Here is a 21,616-nt window from a genome sequence, read left to right on the forward strand (position 1 = left end):
CCGCGTGTGCTCATGTGTCATTCCGCCGAAAGTTGAGTCGATGCACTACGACGAACAGGCGCCCACCACCCCGCAACTTATTTTTTGAAGACGCACCCGCACATCGCCGAACAGGCTGAAGCCGCCTTGCCCGGCACCCGGGCACGGGATCAGCTGAGAACCACCACCCCGCCCGGCAGCGAACGGGCATCCAGATCGAAGGCGTGCTGCAACTGCGCCAGCGCCAGGTCCAGCGATGCGATGTAGAAGCTGCCGGTCACGGGCCGGTTGCGCGCGGCGGCGTTCATCAGCATCACGCGGCCGGGCCGATAGCGATTGATCTCGTCGAGCACGTCGGACAGCCGGGTCTGGGTGAACACCAGTTCCCCCTTGCGCCAGGCGGAAAGATTCGCCGTGCCGACGAGCGCCACGCTGCTCAACGAACTGCCGTCGTACACCGTCTGCTGGCGCGCGCGCAACTCGCGTGTGCCGGCGGCGTGCTCCACGCGCACCGTGCCTTCGATGCAGGTCACGCACACCTTGGCGTTCAGGTACCGCACCTCGAAGCGCCCCGACTCCGCGAGGCTGCGGCCGGCTCCGGCAACGACACCGAACGGCCGCCTGCCGTTGCCGCTGCCATTGCCGCTGGCCGACAGATCGAATGCCGCCTCGCCCCCAAGCAGGTCGATACCGGTCGTCTGACCGTCCACCGTCTGGCGCCTGATGCGGGTCTGAGTGTTCAGGGTGACATGCACCCGCTCGGTCAGGTCGACCACCAACTGCTCACCGGTGGCGGTGCGGTAGTCGGCGCCCCACTCCGCCGGCGCGGGCCACAACCCCGCGGGCGGATGAAACACCGCCACGCCCGCGACCCCGGCCATGGCAGCCGCGCCCGCCGCCGCGCCCAGGAAGGTGCGGCGGGCAAGCACGGGCCGGGGCTGGTGGCGTTCATGAAACGCCGCCGCTTGCGCATTCGAGCGAAGCAGCCCTGCGGCGGCCGAGCCCATCACGCCCCATTGCGCCCTGGCCTCGCTGAAGGCCGTCGCATGCGGCGGGCTGCTCGCGACCCAGCGCCGAAAGCGCTCGGCGTCCTGAGGCTTGACGACTCCCGAATGGAACAGGCGCAGCCATTCCCAGGCCTCCTGCCTCGTTCTTTCAGCCTCGATGGCGGGGTCGTCGACGGGTGTCGTCATGGTGTCATTCGTCACGGCCGATGCCCTTCATTGCGGGGCGCGGTCCGGCATCCGGTCTGGACAATTCGATTCTTCACCCCATACGACGAATGCGCGCCCCGGATCCCGCAACTAATTTTTGTCATGGGCCGTCCTTGCACTCAGATAGTCGTGCGCATGCTTGAGTTCGTATTCGACGGTACGCAACGAAACGCCCAGGCGCTTGGCCACCTCGGGTTGCGTGAGCCCTTCCATGTGCACGAGCACCACGACCTCGCGCCGCCGCTCGGGCATGCGGTCCAGCAACTTGACCACGGCATCCAGTTGCGAGCGTGCCTCGGCGATCCGGGCCGGGCCGGGCGCCGTGTCTGCAAGCTCCATCAGTGCATCGATTTCGCCGAACGACAGGTTGCGGCTCTGGCGGCGCTGGATGTCCAGCGCAATGTTGAACGCCATGCGCACGAGGTAGCCGCCCGGTCGCTGGATCGGTGCGTCTTCGGTCTTGTCCTGGTCGTTCACGCGCAACCAGGTGTCGTGCAGCGCATCCTCGGCCAGATCCGGGTTGCGCAACGCCCGTCCCAGTTGGCGCTTGAGGACGTCGTAGTGCCTGGACAGGTAGTCCATCAGGACGGGGCGCGTGTCTTCGGCCACGGTCAGGAAGCCGCGCTGCGGCAGCGCGGTCCACCGCGCGAATCCGTGGGCAGGATGAGAAGGGTCAGGGGCTGCGGCAGGTCCGGCGGCGGCGCGTGCGCGAGATGCACGCCTTGGAGGATTTCCAGCATCGCGGCATCCCGGGATGCGTCGCCGGTAGCGCCGAGCAAGCGCGGCCGCCGGATCTGCCCCATGGCATCCACCTCGAAGCGCAAGAGAGAGCGGTACGCGCCCGGCCGCGTGCGGGCGTCGTCGCACAACGCTTCCCACACCTGCGCCTGCACCAGGCTCGGATAGCCCGCAAGGCTGCCGATGCCGGCCGCGCGCGAGACCGTCGACGCGGCGTCCGCCGGCTTCAGCGCGAGCGTGACACCCGAATCCGTGCGGACCTTCTCGGCAACCAGGCCCGTACCCTCCAACAGCAACCGCAGGGCGATATCCGGCGCGTACAGGCCGCGTACGGCGGACGATGTGAGGTCCAGCAGGATCTCGCTGCGAAACAGAGCGGGCTGTCGGGTCACGGCGGCATAGCGCTTGAGCGCATCGCCCAGCGCAACCGCCGGGATGTCGAAGTCCAGCGCTTGTTCTGCGGCGGGTGGCATGGCGCCCGCCGGAAGCCCGTCGTCCCGTGGCGGTGGTGCGGATCCGTCAGCCGCCCATGCCGGCCCTGTGAGCCCGAACAGCATGAGCCCACACAGCGCCGCCGTGCGGCATGCGAAGCCGGCAATAGACAGGCGCACGCCACTCAACCCCGGCGCGCCGCGGTGCTGCGAGCATCGTCACGCCCGACTAGATGCGGCGCAGGCCATGTGGAGTGGAAAATTCGAGTCGGCAAGGAATGCGCGCCATTCGGGAAACTTGCATGCTGTCACCGGGATGTGACGGGCTCGTTGCAGCGATGGGGTTCTGTACTGGCGCGTTGGCGCGGTACTCGTCGCGGCCACGGTCAGTGTCCGGGCTTGAAGGGTGCTGGATTCCGTCGCGCATCGGGCACGTGGTGCACGCGCTTCTCGGGTTTGTGGCGCTGCGCGCAGCACGATGGCTCGATTGGAGATTCGGCTGGCATCCCTCTTCATATGATGGGCTGGTTCAACCGCACACCGCTCCATGCCCCACCTCCACCCCGACCTCGACTTCCTGGCTCGGGTCCTGACGCTGCCGGTTTCCGAGAGCATCGCCTCCGCCGACGGACGCTTCCATGCCGCGTTGGCCGGTACCGACACGCTGATCGTCGACACCGCGCGGCGCAGCTACCACCGCGTGTCCGGCATGCGTCCTCGGCATTTCGAGGATGTGGCGCAGGACGGCATCGCGCAGACTTCGTTGCACCTGGAGAGCACCGCCATCGAGCCGCGGGACATGCCGGGCAGATCAAGCGCGCTAGTGATGACGTCCTTGGACGAGGCGTTCTGGACGCCGTTACCCGATCCGCGCGTCGAGGGCCTGCCGGGAATCGCGCAGCGACATCCCATCTCGTGGACTTTTCAGGTGCCACCGGCGTCCGACAGCGACCGCCCGCGCAACAACAAGGGTGGGGAATGGCTTGGCACGCTGGTCTCGCTGGCGGTGCTGCTCCTGCTCTGCGCCTTGGGGCTCCAGGCGCTGATGTGGTCGATGGCAGGAGGATGGAACCTGCTGTGGTTGTTGGCAGGCCTACCGATGTTTCTGTTCTTCGGCGCGCTGACGCTGTTTGTCCTCTACCGGCTCATCCGGCCCGCCGTGCCGCCACGCCTGGCGTTGGACAAGATCGACGTCGACCGCGACGAGCGCTTTCGCATCGGCGAACCCCTTGCATTCCGCCTGGACGCAACGGTGCCCGTGTCCGAGGACGGCAAGCGCACCCAAGCGCCAGCCGCGATCACGGCGCGGCTCATCGTCCAGACGGTTCGCGATGCGCAGGACGGCAACTGGTCGCTGGTGGATCAGGTTTGCGGCCTTGCCAGGGCCGGATGCGTTCCATCGGCGCCCAATGGCATAGACAGAGGCGGCGTGCACTACACCGCAAGCCTGACGGCTCCGCGCACGACGCCGCGCCATGCGCAGGAAAGCTGGTGTCTGGCGCTGTACGACAGCGAACAGGAAGACGCCGAACCGTTTCATGTGAACAGCCTTGCCACCCCGCCGCCGGACTCGCCCTATGGGCTGGTATGGCGCCCGGATCGCCACGCGCAACTCGAAGCACTGCTGCACGACAAAGGGTCGGAACTGGTGCTCAAGGCCTACAACGGGCAAGACGCCACTTGGGAGCTCGCGCAGCAAGGCGCGGCGGCGTACCGCGACGACTTCACGCCCGCGGAGCGCGATGCCGTGTTCACGGTCGACTTCGAGGAACTGGTGGATCATGCGATGGCGACCCGCTGGTATGAAGGCGAAATCCAGAACGAGCGCATCGGTGGCGATGGCGCCATCTATCTGCTGAAGGAAGATGGAACGTACAAGCTGATGTTCACCGAGCGCGCCTGGACCGAGACGCTGTATGCCACGCCCGATCTGCGCAGCGCGGTGGCGCACTATCTTGCCGCGGACAAAAGCCTTGTTGCCGGCCTGGCCGGTGCTGAGGCGGTGCGGGTGGGTTCGCCCTATCGTTCTTGATGCGTATCAGACTTCAATTGCGCCCGATGAACACATCGCTTGCGTCGACTGTTGTCCTTGCTCGGCCTGCCGCTAGCGGCAAGGCGCTCCACGGCTTTGAGCCCGAAGCAGAACTCGGAGGCTCGCCAAAGCGGTCATTGAAAAGAAGTGTCTTGAACTCGCTCAAGGCGAACTTGCTGCCCTGGCTTTCTCTATCGCTTGTGGCACCGGCAAGGTCCCTTGGGATCTAACTCCACCATGTTTCAGGATGACGGCCTCGACGAATTCTCGGCAGCGCTGGCAGTCGCGGGGGTGCGGAACGAACTATTTCATGACTGCGTCCACATTCCTTTGTTGGACGATCAAGGTTATGTCGAGGTGAAATCTTGGGGCGGCAAAGAGCGCTCAGTACAGCTCCTCAAGGGGAGAGACTCTCGCGACCTGACGGTAGCACCAGGGGAGTTCAATTGCGCACCGACCGAAGCCGTAGAGCGCCTGCTTCAAAGGCTTGTGGAATGCGGGGTGCACGCGCACCCGATAGGTGAAGAATAGAAGTCCGGCCACATCCGGTTGTGGCCGCTTGCCGTCCGTTGCCTATTGAGCGCCTTCAAGGGCCGCGATGTATGGCAGGACTCGTGGATGGGCCTGAACCCACTGCTTGCCCAGAAACGTCGATACAGAGTCCGAGCCGATAACGCTCACGATTGATCCAAACATCGACGCGGCCTGTAGCAGTTGGTGCGCCGCATGCATCACGTTCTCGCTTTCAGCCGACTCCGGCTCGCCAGCTTCGAAGCCCCACTCCTTCTGAATCGCCGCGATGAGTTTGCCGGCGGCGGCCTCAAGTGGTGTGCGTAAACGAGTCATAGGCGCAAATCTAACCTGCGGGCGAAGGCCTGGTTCTGGCCAACTGCCGCCTTGCTAGTTCTGAACCGTGATCCACACCGCCCGAGGATCGCATTGCTGCACGCACGCAAACACGTAGACCTCATTACCCAGAAAGAGCACGTAGCTCCTTGCCGAGGAACTGTCCGGCTGCTCCGGCGCATCGGGTAGCTTGGGAAATTCGAAGCCGTCGCTGATCTGGCACACAAACTTCATCGCAGAGCCGCAAGCGCAGGTGAAGGTTTCGGCATCCTGTATCCAATCGGGCGCACCGCCGACCGCGATGCGGTAGTTCTCGTCAGCGGGCGCATCGGCAAGTACGAGTTGCGCCGAGCGAAGGATCGGGGTGCCCGTCACGCGGCGCATGGCGCGCGGCTTTTCCAGCGATGCATGCCAGTGGCCTTCGCCTCGTTTCCAATAGGCTGGAGGGAGCGCATCGAACGATTCGAAGCTTGGAATCTCGTTGTGCTCGGGGCACATGAGCACCGACAGCCTGCTGCCTTCAGAGAACGGAAGTTCGGCCGCAATCGGGAGCGTGAACTGCAGGAACGGAATCATCTGCCGCTCGCACTGGGTGCAGCATGGCAGCCCTTGGCCTTCCGGCGCCAGATAGGCCCCACCTACGGAGTCTTGAGAAGACTCACTGTCAAAGCACAAGTTGAAGAATTTCTTCGGCATGTGTCATTCCCCCGGTCTGTCATGACTTTTTGCGTTGCGCGAAGTCCGGGGCCCGGCCAGCATCTGGGACAACCCGCAACAGCGGATGTCAAATTCTGGCCGACTGTAGCCGAAGCACTTCTGGCAGCGGGCCCCACAGCAGACCCCGGCCACGGGCGCTACAGTGCCCACATGACTGACACGAACATGCTCCCTGCGGACCTTCAAGCCGCCATGCGTGCACGCGACGAAGCCTTCTATGCCGTCGATTCGGCGCAGTGGGGCAAGTACACCGCGAGCGACTTCACGACTGTTCAGCAGAACGGCCAGTTCATGTCCAGGGCCGAACGGATCGGCAACCTTCAAACGCAGAAGCAGCGGCCCTATGTCCCGCGCGAACGCGAGCAACATGAACAGCAAGGCGACCTTGTAGTCACTCGCTTTTTCAGCGGCGGGCTGTGGGTCGTGGAAGTTTGGAAGCACATCGACGGTGCATGGGCCACCGTCATGACTCAAGCTACCACGGCGATTTCGACCACGCCCTGACCAAGCGTTCATGGAATGTCCGCCTCCGGCATCGTCGCCCTGCCGTCTGGCGAGCACGCGTCAAGTCGGAGATCGAAGCGACGGACGATCCATCACGGAGAAGAAGTCATGGAAGCACCAAAGGAGCCGCCGTCGATCTCGTCTCGCACGGCCATCATCTATGCGATCGGCTTGCCCCTGGCATTGCTCGCCCTCGTCTTCCTGCCCGCAGGTTCCATCAGTTGGCGACCGGGATGGGTGTTCCTCACGGTGCTGGTCCTTGCCTTCGGTATCTCAGCGCTGGTGCTCGCGCGGATCAACCCGATGATCTATCGCGCACGCAGCCGCATTCAACCGGGGACCAAGGGATGGGACAAGGCGCTACTTGCGGTCATCCTGCCGGCGATGGTGGCGATCCTGCCCGTCGCGGCGCTCGATGCCGGGCGCTATCACTGGTCGGACGTGCCGGATTGGACTGTGGTGCTGGGTTATGTCGCGTTGCTCGCCGGAATCACCATGACCGCGTGGGCGCAGGCCGTGAATCCGTTCTTCGAGCCCGGTGTGCGCATCCAGTCCGAGCGCCATCAACGCGTGATCGATGTGGGGCCCTATCGATTCATTCGCCATCCGGGTTATGTCGCGGCGCTCGCGTTGTTCTTCGGCATGGCGCTCGCGCTCGGCTCATTCTGGGCACTCGCCCCTGCCATGCTCGCCTCGGTGCTCCTGGTGCTGCGGACCTCCTGGGAAGATCGCCTGTTGCAGAACGAGCTTCCCGGTTATGCGGACTACGCCAGTCGGGTCCGCTGGAGGCTGCTTCCGGGTCTCTGGTGACGGTCGGCCTTTTCGAGATCGCTCGCCTTCGCGCCCGGCGGCGGACGCAGGCGATCACAGCTTGACGTTGTCGGTATGAAAGCACTGGAGGGCGGTTACCCCAAGCGGTCCCACACTTTTCACCCCAGTGAAGCCACTGGCACTCAGCAGCTGACTTCACGTTTTTCCAAAAAAAAATCGCCAAGTGCCTGCGGCAAATGACGATTTAGATGGTGCGGTGGTAGGACGTACTGGATTCGAACCAGTGACCAACGGATTAAAAGTCCGCTGCTCTACCAACTGAGCTAACGTCCCGGAACCATTTTTGCTTTTCGCTGGCGTTGAATCCAGCAAAGCCAAAGATTATAGCGCGGCGTTGCTCGCGATTTTGTCGAGAACCCAACCTGCCGCACATTGACCGAAAGTTGCCGTCACGCTGACCACCGAACCATAGCCGTGGCAGTTGAGCGAGCCGTCGCCTTCGATCGCGCATGAAGCGTCTGGCGGCGCCACGCTTTCGCGGCTGAAGACGCAGGTCACGCCGATCTTTCGGCCTTCGCGCGGCGCGCCGTGCTCCTTGCGCAGGCGCTGGCGAAGCTGGGCAAGCAAGGGGTCGTGCGTGACAAGCGACAGATCGTCGATGTCGACCTTGTGCGCCTGCCGCTTCCCGCCCGCAGCACCGACCGTCACGAACGCCGTGCGCCCGCTGCGCGCCCATGCGGCCATCGCGAGCTTGGCCTTCACCTGGTCGCATGCATCGATGACAGCCGTTGCCGGCCCGTTCGAAGCCTGCGCCGCGTCGAGCAACGCGGCCCAGTTGCCGGGCTCGACGAATTCGTCGATGGCCAGCACCTTGCACTCGGGGTTGATCTGCGCAATGCGCTCGCGCATGGCTTCGACCTTGGCCTGCCCCACGGTTGAATCGAGCGCGTGGATCTGCCGGTTGATGTTCGACTCCGACACGTGGTCGAGGTCGATCAGCGTCAGCCGCCCCACCCCGCTACGCGCCAGCGCCTCGACGGCCCAGGAGCCTACGCCGCCGATGCCGACGACCAGCACGTGTGCGTTGCGAATGCCTGCCGCACCGGCCACGCCGTAGAGCCGTTCGAGTCCGCCGAAGCGGCGCGCAAAGTCAGGCGCCGCGGTGTCGTTGACGACATCCGCGACGGCTGTGGTTGTTGCGAAGGCTTCAGGAGTGATGGTGCTCAAGCGGAAATCTCCGCTGCCGTCATCAGCGCAGGCGCGAGAGGCGCTCGCGGCCGGCCTGTGCGGCTTCGGACTGCGGGTAGGCCTTGGCCAGGTCTTCCAGCGTGCGGCGTGCCGCGCGCGTGTCCTTCAGTTCGATCTGGCAGTTCGCGATCGACAGCACGGCCTCGGGGGCCTTTGCATGGTCGGGCGCGAGCGAAAGCATCGAGCGGAAGTTGGCGATGGCCTCGTTGTAGTTGCGCGTGGCGTACTGCGCATTGCCGAGCCAGAACAGCGCCGAGGCGTTGTATCCGCTTTGCGGGTAGCGCTTGACGAACTCGGCGAACGCCGTTTGCGACTGAGCGAACTGGCCGGAGCGGAAGACACCGAGAGCAGCGTCGAAATCAGCCTTTTCCTTGGGGTCGGCGTTGAACTCGCGGCCGTCCACGGACACCTTCGACGGCTCGGTCTGCTTGAGCTTGTCGTCGATGGTGGTCTGGCGCGACTGCATTTCACTCAGCGTGCGCGTGAGCTGTTCGTTCTGCCCGGTCATGCGTGCCAGGTCGCCGCGCATCTGCTCGATCTGGCTCTGCAGATCGAGCAGGCTGCGACGCAGCTGGCCGTTTTCGTCGGTCAGCCGCTGATCGGTTTGCTGGCGCATGGCCTCGACGCGCTGCCGCAGGTCGAGGATGGCCTTGCGGGCCTCGTCATCCTCGAACAGTGCGGCCTGCGACCCCATCGAGACGCAAAGCAAGGCGGCAGCCAGCGCCGCGCCTCGCAGCAAGGCGCGTTGCATCACCGGGTGTAGCGGATTTCGGCGCGGCGGTTTTGCGCCCACGCTTCTTCACCCGAACCCTGGACCGCCGGCTTTTCCTTGCCGAAGCTCACGGCTTCGATCTGGCCGTCGCTCACGCCGAGCAGCGTGAGCGCGCGGCGCACGGCTTCGGAACGCTTCTGACCCAGTGCCAGGTTGTACTCGCGGCCACCACGTTCGTCGGTATGACCTTCGATCGAGACGCGACGCTGCGGGTTCTGCTTCAGGAAGCGTGCGTGGCCATCGATGATCGACTGGAACTCGGGCTTGACCGTGTAGCTGTCGTAGTCAAAGTAGACGATGCGTTCCACACCGATCGGACCTTGCGTGGTGCCCGCGTTCGGGTCGATGGTGACAGGTGCCACGGTGGCGGCGCCCTGTTGGCCGCCGGCGGTGCCCGAGCGGTCGGTCACCGGTGTTTCATTGAGCTTGGTGCCCGACGAACAACCGGCAATGAGAGCCACGATGGCCAGCGAATAAATCGTACGTTTCAACATTTTCGAACTCCTCAAGTAAACCTAATCATTGCTTTTGAAACGGACCCCAGTCCGGTTCTCTTATGTCTCCCGCCTGTCCCGCGAGTCGTGCCTTTATTTTTCCATCGAGCGTGCTCGTCATGAGCGCTTCGCGGCCCTGCAAACGCGTGGCGTAGACGATCAGCTTGCTATTGGGAGCAAAACTCGGGCTCTCGTCGGCGGTGGTGTCGGTGATGGACGCAACATTGCCGGTCGCCAGTTCCATCACCTGGAGTTTGAAGGCACCGCCTATGCGCGAGATGTAGGCCAACCACCGGCCATCGCCGCTGACGGACGGAGAGATGTTGTAGGTGCCGCTGAAGGTGACCCGTGTCGGGTTACCGCCGCTGGCGCCCATCTTGTAGATCTGCGGCGCACCGCCGCGGTCGCTCACGAAGTAAATCGTGCTGCCGTCGGCCGAGTACACCGGCTCGGTGTCGATGCTGGAGCTCTGGGTCAGGCGGCGCGGTTCGCCGCCCGTGGCGGGAATACTGAACAGTTGCGAGCCGCCATCGCGGCTGAGCGTGACGGCCAGCGAGTTGCCATCGGGCGCCCAGGCCGGCGCGCTGTTGGAACCCTTGAAGTTCGCGAGCAGGCGACGCTGGCCGCTGGCCACGTTGTGCACGTACACGACCGGCTTGCGCGACTCGAAGGACACATACGCCAGCTGCTGGCCGTTGGAGGACCAGCAAGGCGAGATGATGGGCTCGGGGCTGGCGAGCGCGGCCTGTGCGTTCTCGCCATCGGCGTCGGCCACCCACAACGAGTAGCGGCTGCCGCCCTTGGTGACGTAGGCGATGCGGGTCGAGAAGATGCCTTTTTCGCCGGTCAGCTTTTCATAGACGTAGTCGGCGATGCGGTGCGAGGCAAGGCGCAGGTCGCCTTGGGGCACCGTGTAGCTCTGGCCGCCCAGGTCCTGTCCCTTCACCACGTCCCACAAGCGAAAGCGCACGTCGAAGCGGCCATCGGCCAGCTTGCTGACGCTGCCCACCACGAGCGAATCGGCCGTGCGCTGGCGCCACAGCGACAGGTCGGGGCGCGAGGACTCATCCAGCGCCTGGCCCGATGCGTCGACGCCGCGGAACTGGCCGCTGCGTTCGAGGTCGGCCTGGACGATGTCCGAAATCTTCTGGGGCGAGCTTTCCTGGCCCTTGAAGGGAACGAGCGCGATTGGCAGCTGCGTCAGCCCGACGCCCGACACTTCGACCCGGAACTGGGCCAGTGCAGGAAGCATGGGAGTGGCGGCAAGAGCCGCAATGAGGGTGCGGCGTGCAAAAAGCGATGAAGAAGGAGTTGGGGTAGGAGCTGACAACGGCTTGTTCATGCGGTTCGGAGAGGTTTCCGGAGAAAAAGTTTCGCCCCGGGCTTAACGGGCCACATGTTACACACTGGTTTGCAGGCCCCGTCACAAAACGTTTATCCAGCGGTGCGGTCCTACAGAATCACTTAAGGAAGCCCGGAATGGGGGCGCCCGTAGAATCCGCCGCCATGCAAGCATCCCCCGGCAGCGAGAACGCGCGCCCTCCCCTGATGCGCCGTCTGGCGCGACTCATGACCTGGTTTGGCGGCTCTCGCCAGTGGTGGGCAGCCGGCCTGATCGGCGCCCTGATGGCCGCGATCACCGAGCCGCTGATGGCCGCCCTTCTCAAGCCTTTGCTCGACCGTGGCTTCAACCGCGGCCAGCTCGCGCTGTGGATCGTGCCGGCCGCCGTGCTGTTGCTGTTCGCGGTGCGCGGCATCGCCCAGTTCATTTCCCAATACGCCCTCTCGCGCATCGCCAACGAAGGCATGCAGCGGCTGCGGCGCGTGCTGTTCGAGCGCCTGATGGGCGCCGAGCTGGCGCTGTTCACGCGCCAGTCGGCCAGCGCGCTGTCGAACACGGTGGTCTACGAAGTGCAGACCGGCGCGATGCTGCTGGTGCAGGCGCTGCTCGGACTCACGCGCGATGGCTTCACGCTGATCGCGCTGCTCGCCTACCTGGTCTACCTGAACTGGAAGCTCACGCTGATCGTGGCCTTTCTCGTGCCCAGCATCTCCTGGATCATGAAGGTGTTCTCCAAGCGCCTGTACCGCCTCACGCAGCAGGGCCAGCAGGCGACTGATGAGCTGGCCTACGTGGTGGAAGAAAACGTGCTTGCGCACCGCGTGGTGCGCCTTCATGGCGCCGAAGCTGCGCAAGGCGAGCGCTTCGAGAAACTGAGCCAGCGCCTGAACCGCCTGGCCGTGAAGTCGACCATCGCGCAGGCCGCCACCACGCCGCTCACGCAGATGATGGCGTCGCTCGCGCTGTCGGTCGTGGTGATGATCGCGCTCTGGCAGAGCGGCGAACAGGGCCTGACCGTGGGCGGTTTCGTTGCCTACATCACGGCCATGCTGATGCTGATCGCGCCGATCCGCCGGTTGGCCGACATGGCCGCCCCGATCACGCGCGGCCTGGCCGCCCTCGAACGCGGACTGGTGCTGATCGATGAAGTGGCACCGGAATCGCAAGGCAGCTTCAGCCTCGAACATGCGGCCGGCCGCATCGAGCTGCGCAACGTGCGCGTCAGCTACCGCGGCGACGACGAACAACGTGCGCTCGACGGCGTGAACCTGACCATCGAACCCGGCCAGGTCGTGGCCTTCGTCGGCCCCTCGGGCTCGGGCAAGACCACGCTGGTCAACCTGCTGCCGCGCTTCGTGCAGCCAAGCGGCGGGCAGGTGCTGCTCGACGGACACGACACCAGCGAATGGCAGCTCAAGAGCCTGCGCGCGCAGTTCGCGATGGTGAGCCAGGATGTGGTGATGCTCAACGAGACCCTTGCTGCCAACGTGGCGCTGGGCTCGGAAATCGACCGCGAGCGCGTGCTCGAATGCATCGCTGCCGCCAACCTGAGCAGCCACGTCGAGAGCCTGCCCGAGGGCATCGACACCGTGCTGGGCCACAACGCCACCCAACTGTCGGGCGGCCAGCGCCAGCGCCTTGCCATTGCCCGTGCGCTCTACAAGAACGCGCCCGTGCTGCTGCTCGACGAGGCCACATCGGCCCTCGACACCGAATCCGAACGGCTGGTGCAGGACGCGCTGCAGCGCCTGATGCAGAACCGCACCACGCTGATCGTGGCCCACCGCCTCTCGACCATCCAACACGCCGACCGCATCATCGTGATGGAACAAGGCCGCATTGCCGAGCAAGGCAGCCATGAGCAATTGATGGCGCTGGACGGGCTCTACGCCCGCCTGCAGACGCTGGCGGTGCGCAGCGCCCCGCCGGGGCAAGACCCGACGCTTTAAAGCAGCACGATGTCGTACTGTCCCTGCCCGATCGCGGGCTCGGACTGCAGCGAGATCGGCTTGCCGATGAAATCGCTCAACCCCGCCAGGTGCTGGCTCTCTTCATCGAGGAACAGCTCGATCACCTGCGGCGACGACACGATGCGGAACTCGCGCGGCGTGAACTGCCGCGCCTCGCGCAGGATCTCGCGCATCACGTCATAGGCCACGCTGCGCGCGGTCTTCACGATGCCCTGCCCACCACAGGCCGCGCAGGGCTCGCACAGCATGTGGGCCAGCGATTCGCGCGTGCGCTTGCGCGTCATCTCGACCAGTCCGAGCTGCGAGAAACCACCGGCCGTGGTCTTGACCCGGTCGCGCGCCAGTTGCTTGCGGAATTCGGCCAGCACCTGCTCGCGGTGGTCGTCGCGGCCCATGTCGATGAAGTCGACGATGATGATTCCGCCCAGGTTGCGCAGCCGCAGTTGCCGCGCAATCGCCTGCGCTGCTTCGAGGTTGGTCTTGAAGATCGTGTCGTCGAAATTGCGCGCACCGACAAAGCCGCCGGTGTTCACGTCCACGGTGGTCAGCGCCTCGGTCTGGTCGACCACGAGGTAGCCGCCCGACTTGAGTTCGACGCGGCGGCCCAGCGCCTTGGCGATTTCCTCGTCGACCGAGTACAGATCGAAGATCGGCCGCTCGCCCTTGTAGTGCTGCAGCTTGCCGGCCGCCTGCGGCATGAATTCGAGGCCGAATTTCAGCAGCACCTCGAACTGCTCGCGCGAGTCGATGCGAATGGTCTGCGTGTCTTCGCTGGTCATGTCGCGCAGCACGCGCTGCAGCAGGCTCAGGTCTTGATGCAGCAGCGACATCGCCGGCAGCTTGCTGGACGAATCGCGGATGCGCGACCAGGTCTTGCGCAGGTAGGCGATGTCTTCGGCCAGCTCGGCATCGGACGAGTCTTCGCCGTTGGTGCGCAGGATGAAGCCGCCGGTGTTGACCGGCACCACACCACCGCTGTCGGCGGCCGCGGCCGCCTCGATCAGCGCCAGCATGCGTGTGCGCAGCGACTCGCGCTGGTCCGACGGAATCTTCTGCGACACGCCGATGTGGTTGTCCTGCGGCAAAAACACCAGCAGCCGCCCGGCGATGCTGATCTGCGTCGACAGCCGCGCGCCCTTGGTGCCGATCGGGTCCTTGATCACCTGCACCAACAGCGACTGACCTTCAAACACCTGCTTTTCAATAGGCACGATCGGGCCGCCGTTGCGATGGTCGCGCTCGGGCGCCGGCGCGCTGGGCCGTGAGCCCGGCGTGAACGGCGCGACGATGTCGGCCACGTGCAGGAAAGCCGTTCGCTCCAGGCCGATGTCGATGAAGGCCGACTGCATGCCCGGCAGCACGCGCGAGACCTTGCCCAGGTAGATGTTGCCGACCAGCCCGCGCTCCAGCGTGCGTTCGACGTGCAGCTCTTGCACCGCGCCGTGCTCGACCAGCGCCACACGGGTCTCTTGCGGGGACCAGTTGATCAGGATGTCTTGCATGAGGTCTTAAGTAGTGAAACCGGCGCTCTGAAGCAACTGCGCGGTCTCGAACATGGGGAGGCCCATGATGCCCGAATAGGACCCGCTGATGTGCTCGATGAATGCCGCCGCCGCGCCTTGGATGGCGTAGGCGCCGGCCTTGCCGAGCGGCTCGCCGCTGTCGGCGTAGCGAGCGATCTGCGCGTCGGTAATTTTGGCGAAGCGCACGCGGGAAACGCTGAGCGCCGCGTGGCGCTGCGTGCCGTGCTGCAGGGCCACGGCCGTCAGCACGCGGTGCGTGGCACCCGAAAGCTGCGCGAGCATGCGCGCGGCATCCGCCGCGTCTTCGGGCTTGCCGAGGATGGTGCGGCCGAGCGCCACGGTGGTGTCGGCACACAGCACCGGCGCATCGGCCAGCCCGCGGCGCTTGAGCCGGGCCACGGCGGCATCGAGCTTGAGCGCTGTGACGCGCTGCACATACGTTGCCGGCGCTTCATTGGGCAGCACCTCTTCGAGCGCCTCGGCGTCTTCACTGGCATCGGCCAGCAGCAAGGCGTGCTGGATGCCGAGCTGGCCGAGCAGTTGGGCGCGACGCGGGCTTTGCGAGGCGAGGTAGATGAAGTCGGGCAAGTTCAGTTCTCCTGGGGGGCAGGCGACGCGGGTTGCGCGCCGGCCACGATGCGATTCCAGACCAGTCCGTGCGGCAGGCACTCGGGTCCGAAGAGGAAGTGAAGGACGCGGCGGCGAGCCGGCGAGCGGGCGCGGGAAGACGCGTGCAGCAGCAACGGGCGCATCAGCAGCGCGTCGCCGCGTGCCGCTGTGCATGTCACCTCGCCACGGTCCGCGCGCATTGCTTGCGCTTTCGAGTCATCGAGGTGGCCTGCCCGGTGGCTGCCCGGGACCACGCGCAGGGGGCCAGCATCCGCACCGCAATCGTCGAGGTGCACCCGCACGGCCAGCAGCGATTGCAGTACATCGACCGGCGGCTGCACGTAGGGCTCGCCTTCCTTGATGACGGCGGGCATCGCTAAGTCGGGTTCGCGCGTCGACGCGGGAATCGAGGTGTCCTGGTGCAGCGCGACCAGCCAGTTCCTGTCGGCCGTCTTGTCAAAGAGCGTGCACTGCACGGCCACTGCGCAAGCAGCAAGCAGGCCCATGTCGACAAGCTGCGCCTTCAAGCAATGAGCCATTTCACGGCACTGCGGCTGGGCCAGCAGGTTGCGGCTGCCGGCAGCTTGCCCCAGTGTGAGTTCAAGCGACTGCGCGGTGCGGATCAAGAGATCCGTCGGCAGAAGCGCCGGCAACAGCGCATGGCCCACCTCGTCGAGCATCGCGGCCCGACTGCTGGCGCTGGTCATTCGCGGTGGTAGGGGTGGCCTGCGTTCACCGACCAGGCCCGGTAGAGCTGTTCGACCAGCAGCACCCGCGCCATCGCGTGCGGCAGCGTCAGGTCGGACAGGCGGATGCGTTCGTGGGCCGCGGCCTTGAAGGTGGGGTCAAGCCCATCGGGGCCACCGATGACCAGGGCCACGTCGTCGCCCTCGCCTTGCCAGGCTTGCAGGCGCGCGGCCAGTGCCTTGGTGGTGAGCGCGGTGCCGCGCTCGTCGAGGGCAACGATGCGCATGCCACGGGCGATGGCGCCTTCGATGCGCTCGCGCTCGGCGGCGTAGAGGGTTTCCAGCGACTTGGAGCCGCGGGGTTCGGTCTTGACGGCGCGCAACTCGAGCTTGAGCTCGGGCGGGAAGCGCTTGGCGTAGTCGTCCCAGGCAGTCTGCGCCCAATCGGGCATGCGCTGCCCGACGGCGACCACCAGCAGCTTCATGGACGGCGCGGGGCCGCCTTGCGCGCGGGCGCCTTCTTGGCTGCCGTCTTTGCCGCTGCCTTCTTGGCCACCGGCTTGCCGACGACCTTCACCGGCACGCGTGCGGTGGTGGTCTTCTTGGCAGCGGTCGTGGTCTTGGTGGCGGCCTTCTTGGCAGCCGGCTTCCTCGATGGGCTCTTGCTGGCCTTCTCGGCCTTGGCTTCCTGCTCAGCCGCGCGGATGGCGGTCTTTGCAGCGCTCGCACGGCGCAGGTTCGGCATCTTGGCGGCGACGGGCTTTTTCTCTTCAACCGTCTTCGATGCGCTGGCAGCGGCGGGCTTGGCGCCGCCGAGCTTGGCGCGCACCGGCTTGTCGCCCCAGATCTCTTCGAGGTGGTAGTACTGGCGAATGGCGGGCTGCATGATGTGCGCGACGGCTGCGCCGCAGTCCACGATGATCCACTCGCCGTTGTCCTCGCCCTCGATGCGCGGCTTGCCGAAACCGGCCTCGCGCACCGCGTCTCGCACGCTGGCGGCGAGCGCCTTGGTCTGGCGGTTCGAGGTGCCCGACGCAACGATCACGCGCTCGAAGAGCGGCGAAAGATGTTCTGTGTCGAATACCTGAATGTCCTGCGCCTTGACGTCTTCGAGACCATCGATGATGGCTCGCTGGAGTTTCTGGGTGTCTTTCTTGGCGGCGGCTTCAGTGGTCATCAGGCAGAGCGGTAGAGGTGGTGTTGGTCAATATAGCGTGCAACGGTGGGCGGAACCAGCGAGGAAATATCCTCGCCCAGCGCCGCGCGCCGCCGAATTTCGGTGGCGCTGGTGTCCATGGCCGGCAGTTCTAGCGCCTCGAAACGCGCGCCAGCCGGGAGGCCAGGCAGCATTTTCGGATCAAAACGAGCAATGTCGCCCGTCGATAGTGCGCGATACGCTACAGAAACGATAGCAATGCCGAGTATAGCCTGCCAGCCGTTCCAGGTCGGCAATGCACTTGCCTGGTCCGCGCCCATGATCAAAACAAGCTGTGCACCGGGCTGCTCTTGCTGCAATTCATGCAGGGTGTCGAGGGTGTAGGTGGGGCCGTCACGCAACACTTCGCGGCTGTCGATGACGACGGTGCCCTTCAGCCCGGCGAAGGCCAGGCGCGTCATGGCGAGGCGGTCTTGTTTGGGTGTCAGCGCGCGGCTCTTGTGCCAGGCCTGTCCTGTCGGAATGACGTGCAGTTCGGCCAGGTCCAGTTGCGCGATGGCGGCTTCGGCAAGCGCCACATGCGCGTTGTGCGGCGGATCGAACGCGCCGCCGAAAACGCCGATGCGTGGAGCCTTGCCGGAGGCGTTCACAACCAGTCGCGCCGCACGATGAAGTCGCTGTACAACGCGGCTTCGGGGCTGCCCGCTTCGGGCTGTTGCTGGTAGGCCCAACTGGCCAGCGGCGGCATCGACAGCAAGATCGATTCGGTGCGCCCGCCCGACTGCAGGCCGAAGTGCGTGCCACGGTCCCACACGAGGTTGAACTCGACGTATCGCCCGCGACGGTAGAGCTGGAAATTGCGTTCACGCTCGCCGTACGCCGTGTGACGTCGCCGCTCGACGATGGGCAGGTAGGCCGGCAGGAAGCCGTCGCCGACCGAGCGGATCATCGCGAAGCCGTTCTCGAAGCCGCCTTCGGAAAAATCGTCGAAGAAGATGCCGCCGATGCCGCGTTGCTCGCTGCGGTGCTTCAAGAAGAAATACTCGTCGCACCAGGTCTTGAAGCGCGGGTACTTGTCTTTACCGAAGGGCGCGAGCGCATCGCGGCACGTGGTGTGGAAATGCACCGCATCGTCCTCGAAGCCATAGCAAGGCGTGAGGTCCATGCCGCCGCCGAACCAGCAGACCGGCTCGCCGCCCTCACCGTCTTTCGGCAGCGCAGCCAGCATGCGCACGTTCATGTGAACGATCGGCACGTACGGATTGCGCGGATGGAACACCAGCGACACGCCCATCGCCTCGAAGGGCGCACCGGCCAACTCGGGCCGGTTCTGCGTGGCCGAAGGCGGCAGCTTCGGTCCGCGCACCTGCGAAAAGCCGCAGCCCGCACGCTCGAACAGCTCACCGCCTTCGAGGATGCAGGTCAGGCCGTGGCCCTGCAGGGTTTCGCCGGGCTCTTTGTGCCAGGCATCGCGCACGCAGGTGCCACCATCGGCCTTCTCGACCGCCGAAATGATCGACTGCTGCAGTCTGCGCAGGTAGTCGCCGACCGCTGTCGGATTGGTTTGCTGCATCAAGCGTGGGGGTTGTTGCGCGCATGAAGCGCGCGGTATCCGATGTCTTTGCGGTACTGGGCGCCGTCGAACTTGACGCGCGCCGCCACCTCGTAGACCCGCTGCTGCGCGAGCTTCACGCTGTCGGCCAGCACCGTCACGCAGAGCACGCGGCCGCCGCTGGTCTTGAGCTCGCTGTCTTGCATGGTCGTGCCGGCATGGAACACCACGGCATCGGGTGCCTCGGGCGGAATGCCGGTGATGCGGTCGCCCTTGCGCGGCGAGAGCGGATAGCCGTGCGCGGCCATCACGACGCCCAGCGCCACGCGGCGGTCCCACTGCAGCTCGACCTGATCGAGCGTGCCGTCGGTGGCATGCCAGAACACCTCGAACAGATCGGACTTGAGCCGCATCATGATCGGCTGTGTCTCGGGGTCGCCCATGCGGCAGTTGAATTCGAGCGTCTTGGGATGACCGGTCGCGTCGATCATCAGCCCGGCGTACAGGAAGCCGGTGAACGGAATGCCGTCTTTTTCCATGCCGCGGATGGTCGGCAGGATGATCTCGCGCATGGCGCGCGCATGCACCTCGGCCGTGACCACAGGCGCGGGCGAATACGCGCCCATGCCGCCGGTGTTGGGGCCTTCGTCGCCGTCGAGCAGGCGCTTGTGGTCCTGGCTGGTGGCCAGTGCGGTGACGTTCTTGCCGTCGCACAGCACGATGAAGCTGGCTTCCTCGCCCTGCAGGAATTCTTCGATGACGACGCGCGCGCCGCCCTCGTTGTGCGACACGCCGAACTTGTTGTCGACCAGCATGAAGTCGACGGCTTCGTGCGCCTCTTGCGCGGTCATGGCAACCACGACACCCTTGCCGGCAGCCAGGCCATCGGCCTTGACGACGATCGGTGCGCCCTTGGCGTCGATGTACGCGTGCGCCGCGGCGGTATCGGTGAAGGCCTCGTACTCGGCGGTCGGGATCTTGTGGCGCTTCATGAACGCCTTGGAGAAAGCCTTGGAGCTTTCGAGCTGCGCGGCAGCCTGCGTGGGTCCGAAGATGCGCAAGCCGTGCGCGCGGAACTCGTCCACCACGCCAGCGGCCAGCGGTCCCTCGGGGCCGACCACGGTCAGCGCGATCTTTTCCGCCATCGCCCATTCGCGCAATGCGGCGGGCTCGGTGATGTCGATGCAGTCGTAGCGTTCATCGCTCACGGTGCCGCCGTTGCCCGGCGCCACGTACACGCGGCTGACACGGTTGGCCTGCGCCAGACGCCACGCCAGAGCGTGTTCACGGCCCCCACCACCAATTACCAGTACCTTCATTCGCGGGCCTTCTTCATTCGCTGTAGATCAATCATTCATTCGCTCATTCGGACAGCGAGGCGTTGTGATAAACGTCCTGCACGTCGTCCAGGTCCTCGAGCACGTCGAGCAACCGCTGCATCTTGGCTGCGTCTTCGCCGGTGACCTCGATCGGGTTCTCGGCGCGCATGGTGACTTCGGCCACCTCGGGCTTCAGGCCCGCGGCTTCGAGCGCGTTCTTGACGGCTTCGAAATCGGCGACGGGCGTGAGCACTTCGATCGCACCGTCGTCGTCGGTGATCACGTCTTCGGCGCCCGCTTCGAGCGCCACTTCCATCACCTTGTCTTCATCGGTGCCCGGCGCAAAGATGATCTGGCCGCAGTGCTTGAACTGGAAAGCCACGGAGCCTTCGGTGCCCATGTTGCCGCCGTGCTTGGAGAAGGCGTGGCGCACTTCGGCCACGGTGCGCACGCGGTTGTCGGTCATGGTGTCGACGATGATCGCCGCGCCGCCAATGCCGTACCCTTCGTAACGAATCTCTTCGTAATTGACGCCTTCGAGATTGCCCGTGGCCTTGTCGATGTTGCGTTTGACGGTGTCGATCGGCAGGTTGACCGCCTTGGCCTTTTCGACCGCCAGACGCAGGCGGGGGTTGGCGCTGAGGTCACCGCCACCGGCGCGCGCCGCCACCGTGATTTCGCGAATGGCGCGGGTCCAGAGCTTGCCGCGCTTCTCGTCCTGGCGGCCCTTGCGGTGCTGAATATTTGCCCATTTGCTATGTCCGGCCATGGCTTTCTCTCTCGCTGTCTTGTGTTTTCAAAGCAAGTAGCGAGTTTACTGTCCGGCGCACACAACGCCTGCCAGGGCACGGGAATTCGGGTCAGGCCTTTTGGTGATAATCATTCGATGACGCCATCGCCCATCGCCGGTACGGGAAATCCCGACACCCTGCCGCCGCACGCACCGCTGCCGCTGTACTACAACACCGAAGCAGAGCACCAGGCCTTCTTGCGTCGCATCTTCGACAGCACCGCTGCGGACTACGACCGCATCGAGAGCGTGCTCGCCTTCGGCACCGGGCCTTCGTACCGCCGCGCGGCGTTGCTGCAGGCTGGCCTGAAACCGGGTGCGCAAGTGCTCGATGTCGGCATCGGCACCGGCTTGGTCGCGCGGGAAGCGCTGAAGATCATCGGCTCGACCGGCCGCCTCGTGGGCGTGGACCCCAGCCCCGGCATGATGGAACAGGTGAAGCTCCCCGGCGTCGAACTGGTGCGGGGTTTCGCCGAGGCGCTACCCCGGCCGGACGCCAGCAGCGACTTCGTGAGCATGGGCTACGCCATGCGCCACATCAGCGACGTGGCCGCCGCCTTCAGCGAATTCCATCGCGTGCTGCGCCCCGGCGGACGCGTGGTGGTGCTCGAAATTACCAAGCCCGAGGGCCGCATTGCGACAGCACTGCTCAAGGGCTACATGCGCGCCGTGGTGCCGCTGATCGCCCGCGTGGTCGGTCGCCGGCAAAACACCTCGGAACTGTGGCGCTATTACTGGGACACGATCGAGGCTTGCATCCCGCCCGAACGGGTGATGCAGGCGCTGGGCACCGCGGGCTTTCGCAACGTGCAACGGCATGCCAGCCTCGGCGTTTTCTCTGCCTATACCGCCATCAAACCAGACCCTACCGCCGAGGCCAGGTGACAGTGCGAGTTCAGGACGAAAACCCATCCCATCTGCGC

General features: G+C 65.3%; 24 protein-coding genes and 1 tRNA gene. 6 read left to right on the forward strand and 19 right to left on the reverse strand.

Annotated features, from left to right (window positions below):
* Positions 1 to 149 precede the first annotated feature (149 nt).
* From ACSFB7_RS11920 to ACSFB7_RS11930, 3 genes are all read right to left on the reverse strand, one after another.
* On the reverse strand, positions 150 to 1,172 hold the full coding sequence (locus ACSFB7_RS11920; protein ID WP_435470278.1) for a FecR family protein: 1,023 nt from the start codon (positions 1,170 to 1,172) through the stop codon (positions 150 to 152).
* A gap of 111 nt (positions 1,173 to 1,283) precedes the next feature.
* Positions 1,284 to 1,802: an RNA polymerase sigma factor gene (locus tag ACSFB7_RS11925; RefSeq protein ID WP_435470280.1), complete on the reverse strand. Its 519-nt coding sequence runs from the start codon at positions 1,800 to 1,802 to the stop codon at positions 1,284 to 1,286.
* Positions 1,803 to 1,804: 2 nt separating this feature from the next.
* Positions 1,805 to 2,404 (reverse strand): STN domain-containing protein, encoded by a 600-nt coding sequence (locus tag ACSFB7_RS11930; protein ID WP_435470282.1) that lies wholly within the window; start codon positions 2,402 to 2,404, stop codon positions 1,805 to 1,807.
* Positions 2,405 to 2,909: 505 nt separating this feature from the next.
* On the opposite strand from ACSFB7_RS11930, the gene ACSFB7_RS11935 reads away from it, so the two are divergent.
* Together ACSFB7_RS11935 and ACSFB7_RS11940 are read left to right on the forward strand one after the other, a co-directional pair.
* A complete protein-coding gene (locus tag ACSFB7_RS11935; RefSeq protein ID WP_435470284.1) occupies positions 2,910 to 4,394 on the forward strand; it encodes a hypothetical protein in 1,485 nt (494 codons plus the stop codon).
* Between the two features lie 237 nt (positions 4,395 to 4,631).
* The gene (locus ACSFB7_RS11940) at positions 4,632 to 4,925 is read left to right on the forward strand and encodes a hypothetical protein (protein ID WP_435470286.1); all 294 of its coding nucleotides are present in this window, start codon (positions 4,632 to 4,634) and stop codon (positions 4,923 to 4,925) included.
* Between the two features lie 42 nt (positions 4,926 to 4,967).
* Here the strand turns inward: ACSFB7_RS11940 and ACSFB7_RS11945 are convergent, their stop codons facing one another.
* Positions 4,968 to 5,240, reverse strand: a complete 273-nt coding sequence (locus ACSFB7_RS11945; RefSeq protein WP_435470288.1) for a hypothetical protein — start codon at positions 5,238 to 5,240, stop codon at positions 4,968 to 4,970.
* Between the two features lie 54 nt (positions 5,241 to 5,294).
* Entirely contained in the window at positions 5,295 to 5,936 is a 642-nt protein-coding gene (locus ACSFB7_RS11950; protein ID WP_435470290.1) for a hypothetical protein, read from the reverse strand.
* Between the two features lie 213 nt (positions 5,937 to 6,149).
* On the opposite strand from ACSFB7_RS11950, the gene ACSFB7_RS11955 reads away from it, so the two are divergent.
* Both ACSFB7_RS11955 and ACSFB7_RS11960 read left to right on the forward strand, forming a co-directional pair.
* Positions 6,150 to 6,461 carry a nuclear transport factor 2 family protein gene (locus ACSFB7_RS11955; protein ID WP_435470291.1) on the forward strand — a complete coding sequence of 104 codons (312 nt, stop codon included), beginning with the start codon at positions 6,150 to 6,152 and terminating at the stop codon, positions 6,459 to 6,461.
* Between the two features lie 108 nt (positions 6,462 to 6,569).
* Positions 6,570 to 7,271, forward strand: a complete 702-nt coding sequence (locus tag ACSFB7_RS11960; RefSeq protein WP_435470293.1) for a methyltransferase family protein — start codon at positions 6,570 to 6,572, stop codon at positions 7,269 to 7,271.
* Positions 7,272 to 7,489: 218 nt separating this feature from the next.
* On the opposite strand, the gene ACSFB7_RS11965 is transcribed toward ACSFB7_RS11960, so the two are convergent.
* From ACSFB7_RS11965 to tolB, 5 genes are all read right to left on the reverse strand, one after another.
* A tRNA-Lys gene (locus ACSFB7_RS11965) sits at positions 7,490 to 7,565 on the reverse strand.
* 48 nt (positions 7,566 to 7,613) lie between these two features.
* A complete protein-coding gene (locus tag ACSFB7_RS11970) occupies positions 7,614 to 8,450 on the reverse strand; it encodes a tRNA threonylcarbamoyladenosine dehydratase (RefSeq protein ID WP_435471030.1) in 837 nt (278 codons plus the stop codon).
* A gap of 31 nt (positions 8,451 to 8,481) precedes the next feature.
* Complete coding sequence (gene ybgF, locus ACSFB7_RS11975; protein ID WP_435470295.1) at positions 8,482 to 9,231, reverse strand: tol-pal system protein YbgF; 750 nt, start codon at positions 9,229 to 9,231, stop codon at positions 8,482 to 8,484.
* Positions 9,231 to 9,746, reverse strand: coding sequence for a peptidoglycan-associated lipoprotein Pal (gene pal, locus ACSFB7_RS11980; RefSeq protein ID WP_435470297.1), 516 nt, complete (start codon positions 9,744 to 9,746; stop codon positions 9,231 to 9,233). The genes ybgF and pal overlap by 1 nt, the downstream gene beginning before the upstream one ends.
* A 25-nt stretch (positions 9,747 to 9,771) precedes the next feature.
* The gene (gene tolB, locus ACSFB7_RS11985) at positions 9,772 to 10,998 is read right to left on the reverse strand and encodes a Tol-Pal system beta propeller repeat protein TolB (protein ID WP_435470299.1); all 1,227 of its coding nucleotides are present in this window, start codon (positions 10,996 to 10,998) and stop codon (positions 9,772 to 9,774) included.
* Between the two features lie 254 nt (positions 10,999 to 11,252).
* Here tolB and msbA point away from each other — a divergent pair, with 254 nt between their 5' ends.
* Positions 11,253 to 13,037 carry a lipid A export permease/ATP-binding protein MsbA gene (gene msbA / locus ACSFB7_RS11990; protein WP_435470301.1) on the forward strand — a complete coding sequence of 595 codons (1,785 nt, stop codon included), beginning with the start codon at positions 11,253 to 11,255 and terminating at the stop codon, positions 13,035 to 13,037.
* Here the strand turns inward: msbA and rng are convergent.
* Genes rng through ACSFB7_RS12035 form a run of 9 tightly spaced genes read right to left on the reverse strand, consistent with a single transcriptional unit; the run spans position 13,034 to position 20,672 of the window.
* Positions 13,034 to 14,560 carry a ribonuclease G gene (rng, locus tag ACSFB7_RS11995; protein WP_435470303.1) on the reverse strand — a complete coding sequence of 509 codons (1,527 nt, stop codon included), beginning with the start codon at positions 14,558 to 14,560 and terminating at the stop codon, positions 13,034 to 13,036. The two genes, msbA and rng, sit on opposite strands and share 4 nt — an antisense overlap.
* A gap of 6 nt (positions 14,561 to 14,566) precedes the next feature.
* Positions 14,567 to 15,169, reverse strand: coding sequence for a Maf family protein (locus tag ACSFB7_RS12000; protein ID WP_435470305.1), 603 nt, complete (start codon positions 15,167 to 15,169; stop codon positions 14,567 to 14,569).
* Positions 15,170 to 15,171: 2 nt separating this feature from the next.
* Positions 15,172 to 15,897 carry a phytanoyl-CoA dioxygenase family protein gene (locus ACSFB7_RS12005; protein WP_435470307.1) on the reverse strand — a complete coding sequence of 242 codons (726 nt, stop codon included), beginning with the start codon at positions 15,895 to 15,897 and terminating at the stop codon, positions 15,172 to 15,174.
* Positions 15,894 to 16,361 (reverse strand): 23S rRNA (pseudouridine(1915)-N(3))-methyltransferase RlmH, encoded by a 468-nt coding sequence (gene rlmH / locus ACSFB7_RS12010; protein ID WP_187110507.1) that lies wholly within the window; start codon positions 16,359 to 16,361, stop codon positions 15,894 to 15,896. Before rlmH ends, ACSFB7_RS12005 begins: the two co-directional genes overlap by 4 nt.
* Entirely contained in the window at positions 16,358 to 17,053 is a 696-nt protein-coding gene (gene rsfS, locus ACSFB7_RS12015) for a ribosome silencing factor (RefSeq protein WP_435470309.1), read from the reverse strand. Before rsfS ends, rlmH begins: the two co-directional genes overlap by 4 nt.
* Positions 17,053 to 17,682, reverse strand: a complete 630-nt coding sequence (nadD, locus tag ACSFB7_RS12020) for a nicotinate (nicotinamide) nucleotide adenylyltransferase (protein ID WP_435470311.1) — start codon at positions 17,680 to 17,682, stop codon at positions 17,053 to 17,055. The genes rsfS and nadD overlap by 1 nt, the downstream gene beginning before the upstream one ends.
* Positions 17,679 to 18,605 (reverse strand): oxygen-dependent coproporphyrinogen oxidase, encoded by a 927-nt coding sequence (gene hemF, locus ACSFB7_RS12025; protein WP_435470313.1) that lies wholly within the window; start codon positions 18,603 to 18,605, stop codon positions 17,679 to 17,681. The genes nadD and hemF overlap by 4 nt, the downstream gene beginning before the upstream one ends.
* Positions 18,605 to 19,903, reverse strand: a complete 1,299-nt coding sequence (gene purD, locus ACSFB7_RS12030) for a phosphoribosylamine--glycine ligase (RefSeq protein WP_435470315.1) — start codon at positions 19,901 to 19,903, stop codon at positions 18,605 to 18,607. The genes hemF and purD overlap by 1 nt, the downstream gene beginning before the upstream one ends.
* Positions 19,904 to 19,946: 43 nt before the next feature.
* Positions 19,947 to 20,672 carry a YebC/PmpR family DNA-binding transcriptional regulator gene (locus ACSFB7_RS12035; protein ID WP_435470317.1) on the reverse strand — a complete coding sequence of 242 codons (726 nt, stop codon included), beginning with the start codon at positions 20,670 to 20,672 and terminating at the stop codon, positions 19,947 to 19,949.
* A 117-nt stretch (positions 20,673 to 20,789) separates the two neighbouring features.
* On the opposite strand from ACSFB7_RS12035, the gene ACSFB7_RS12040 reads away from it, so the two are divergent.
* Positions 20,790 to 21,578 (forward strand): class I SAM-dependent methyltransferase, encoded by a 789-nt coding sequence (locus ACSFB7_RS12040; protein WP_435470319.1) that lies wholly within the window; start codon positions 20,790 to 20,792, stop codon positions 21,576 to 21,578.
* The last annotated feature ends 38 nt before the right edge of the window (positions 21,579 to 21,616 follow it).

Origin of the sequence: Variovorax raffinosi (assembly GCF_051216615.1) — a bacterium.
Lineage (GTDB): Bacteria > Pseudomonadota > Gammaproteobacteria > Burkholderiales > Burkholderiaceae_C > Variovorax.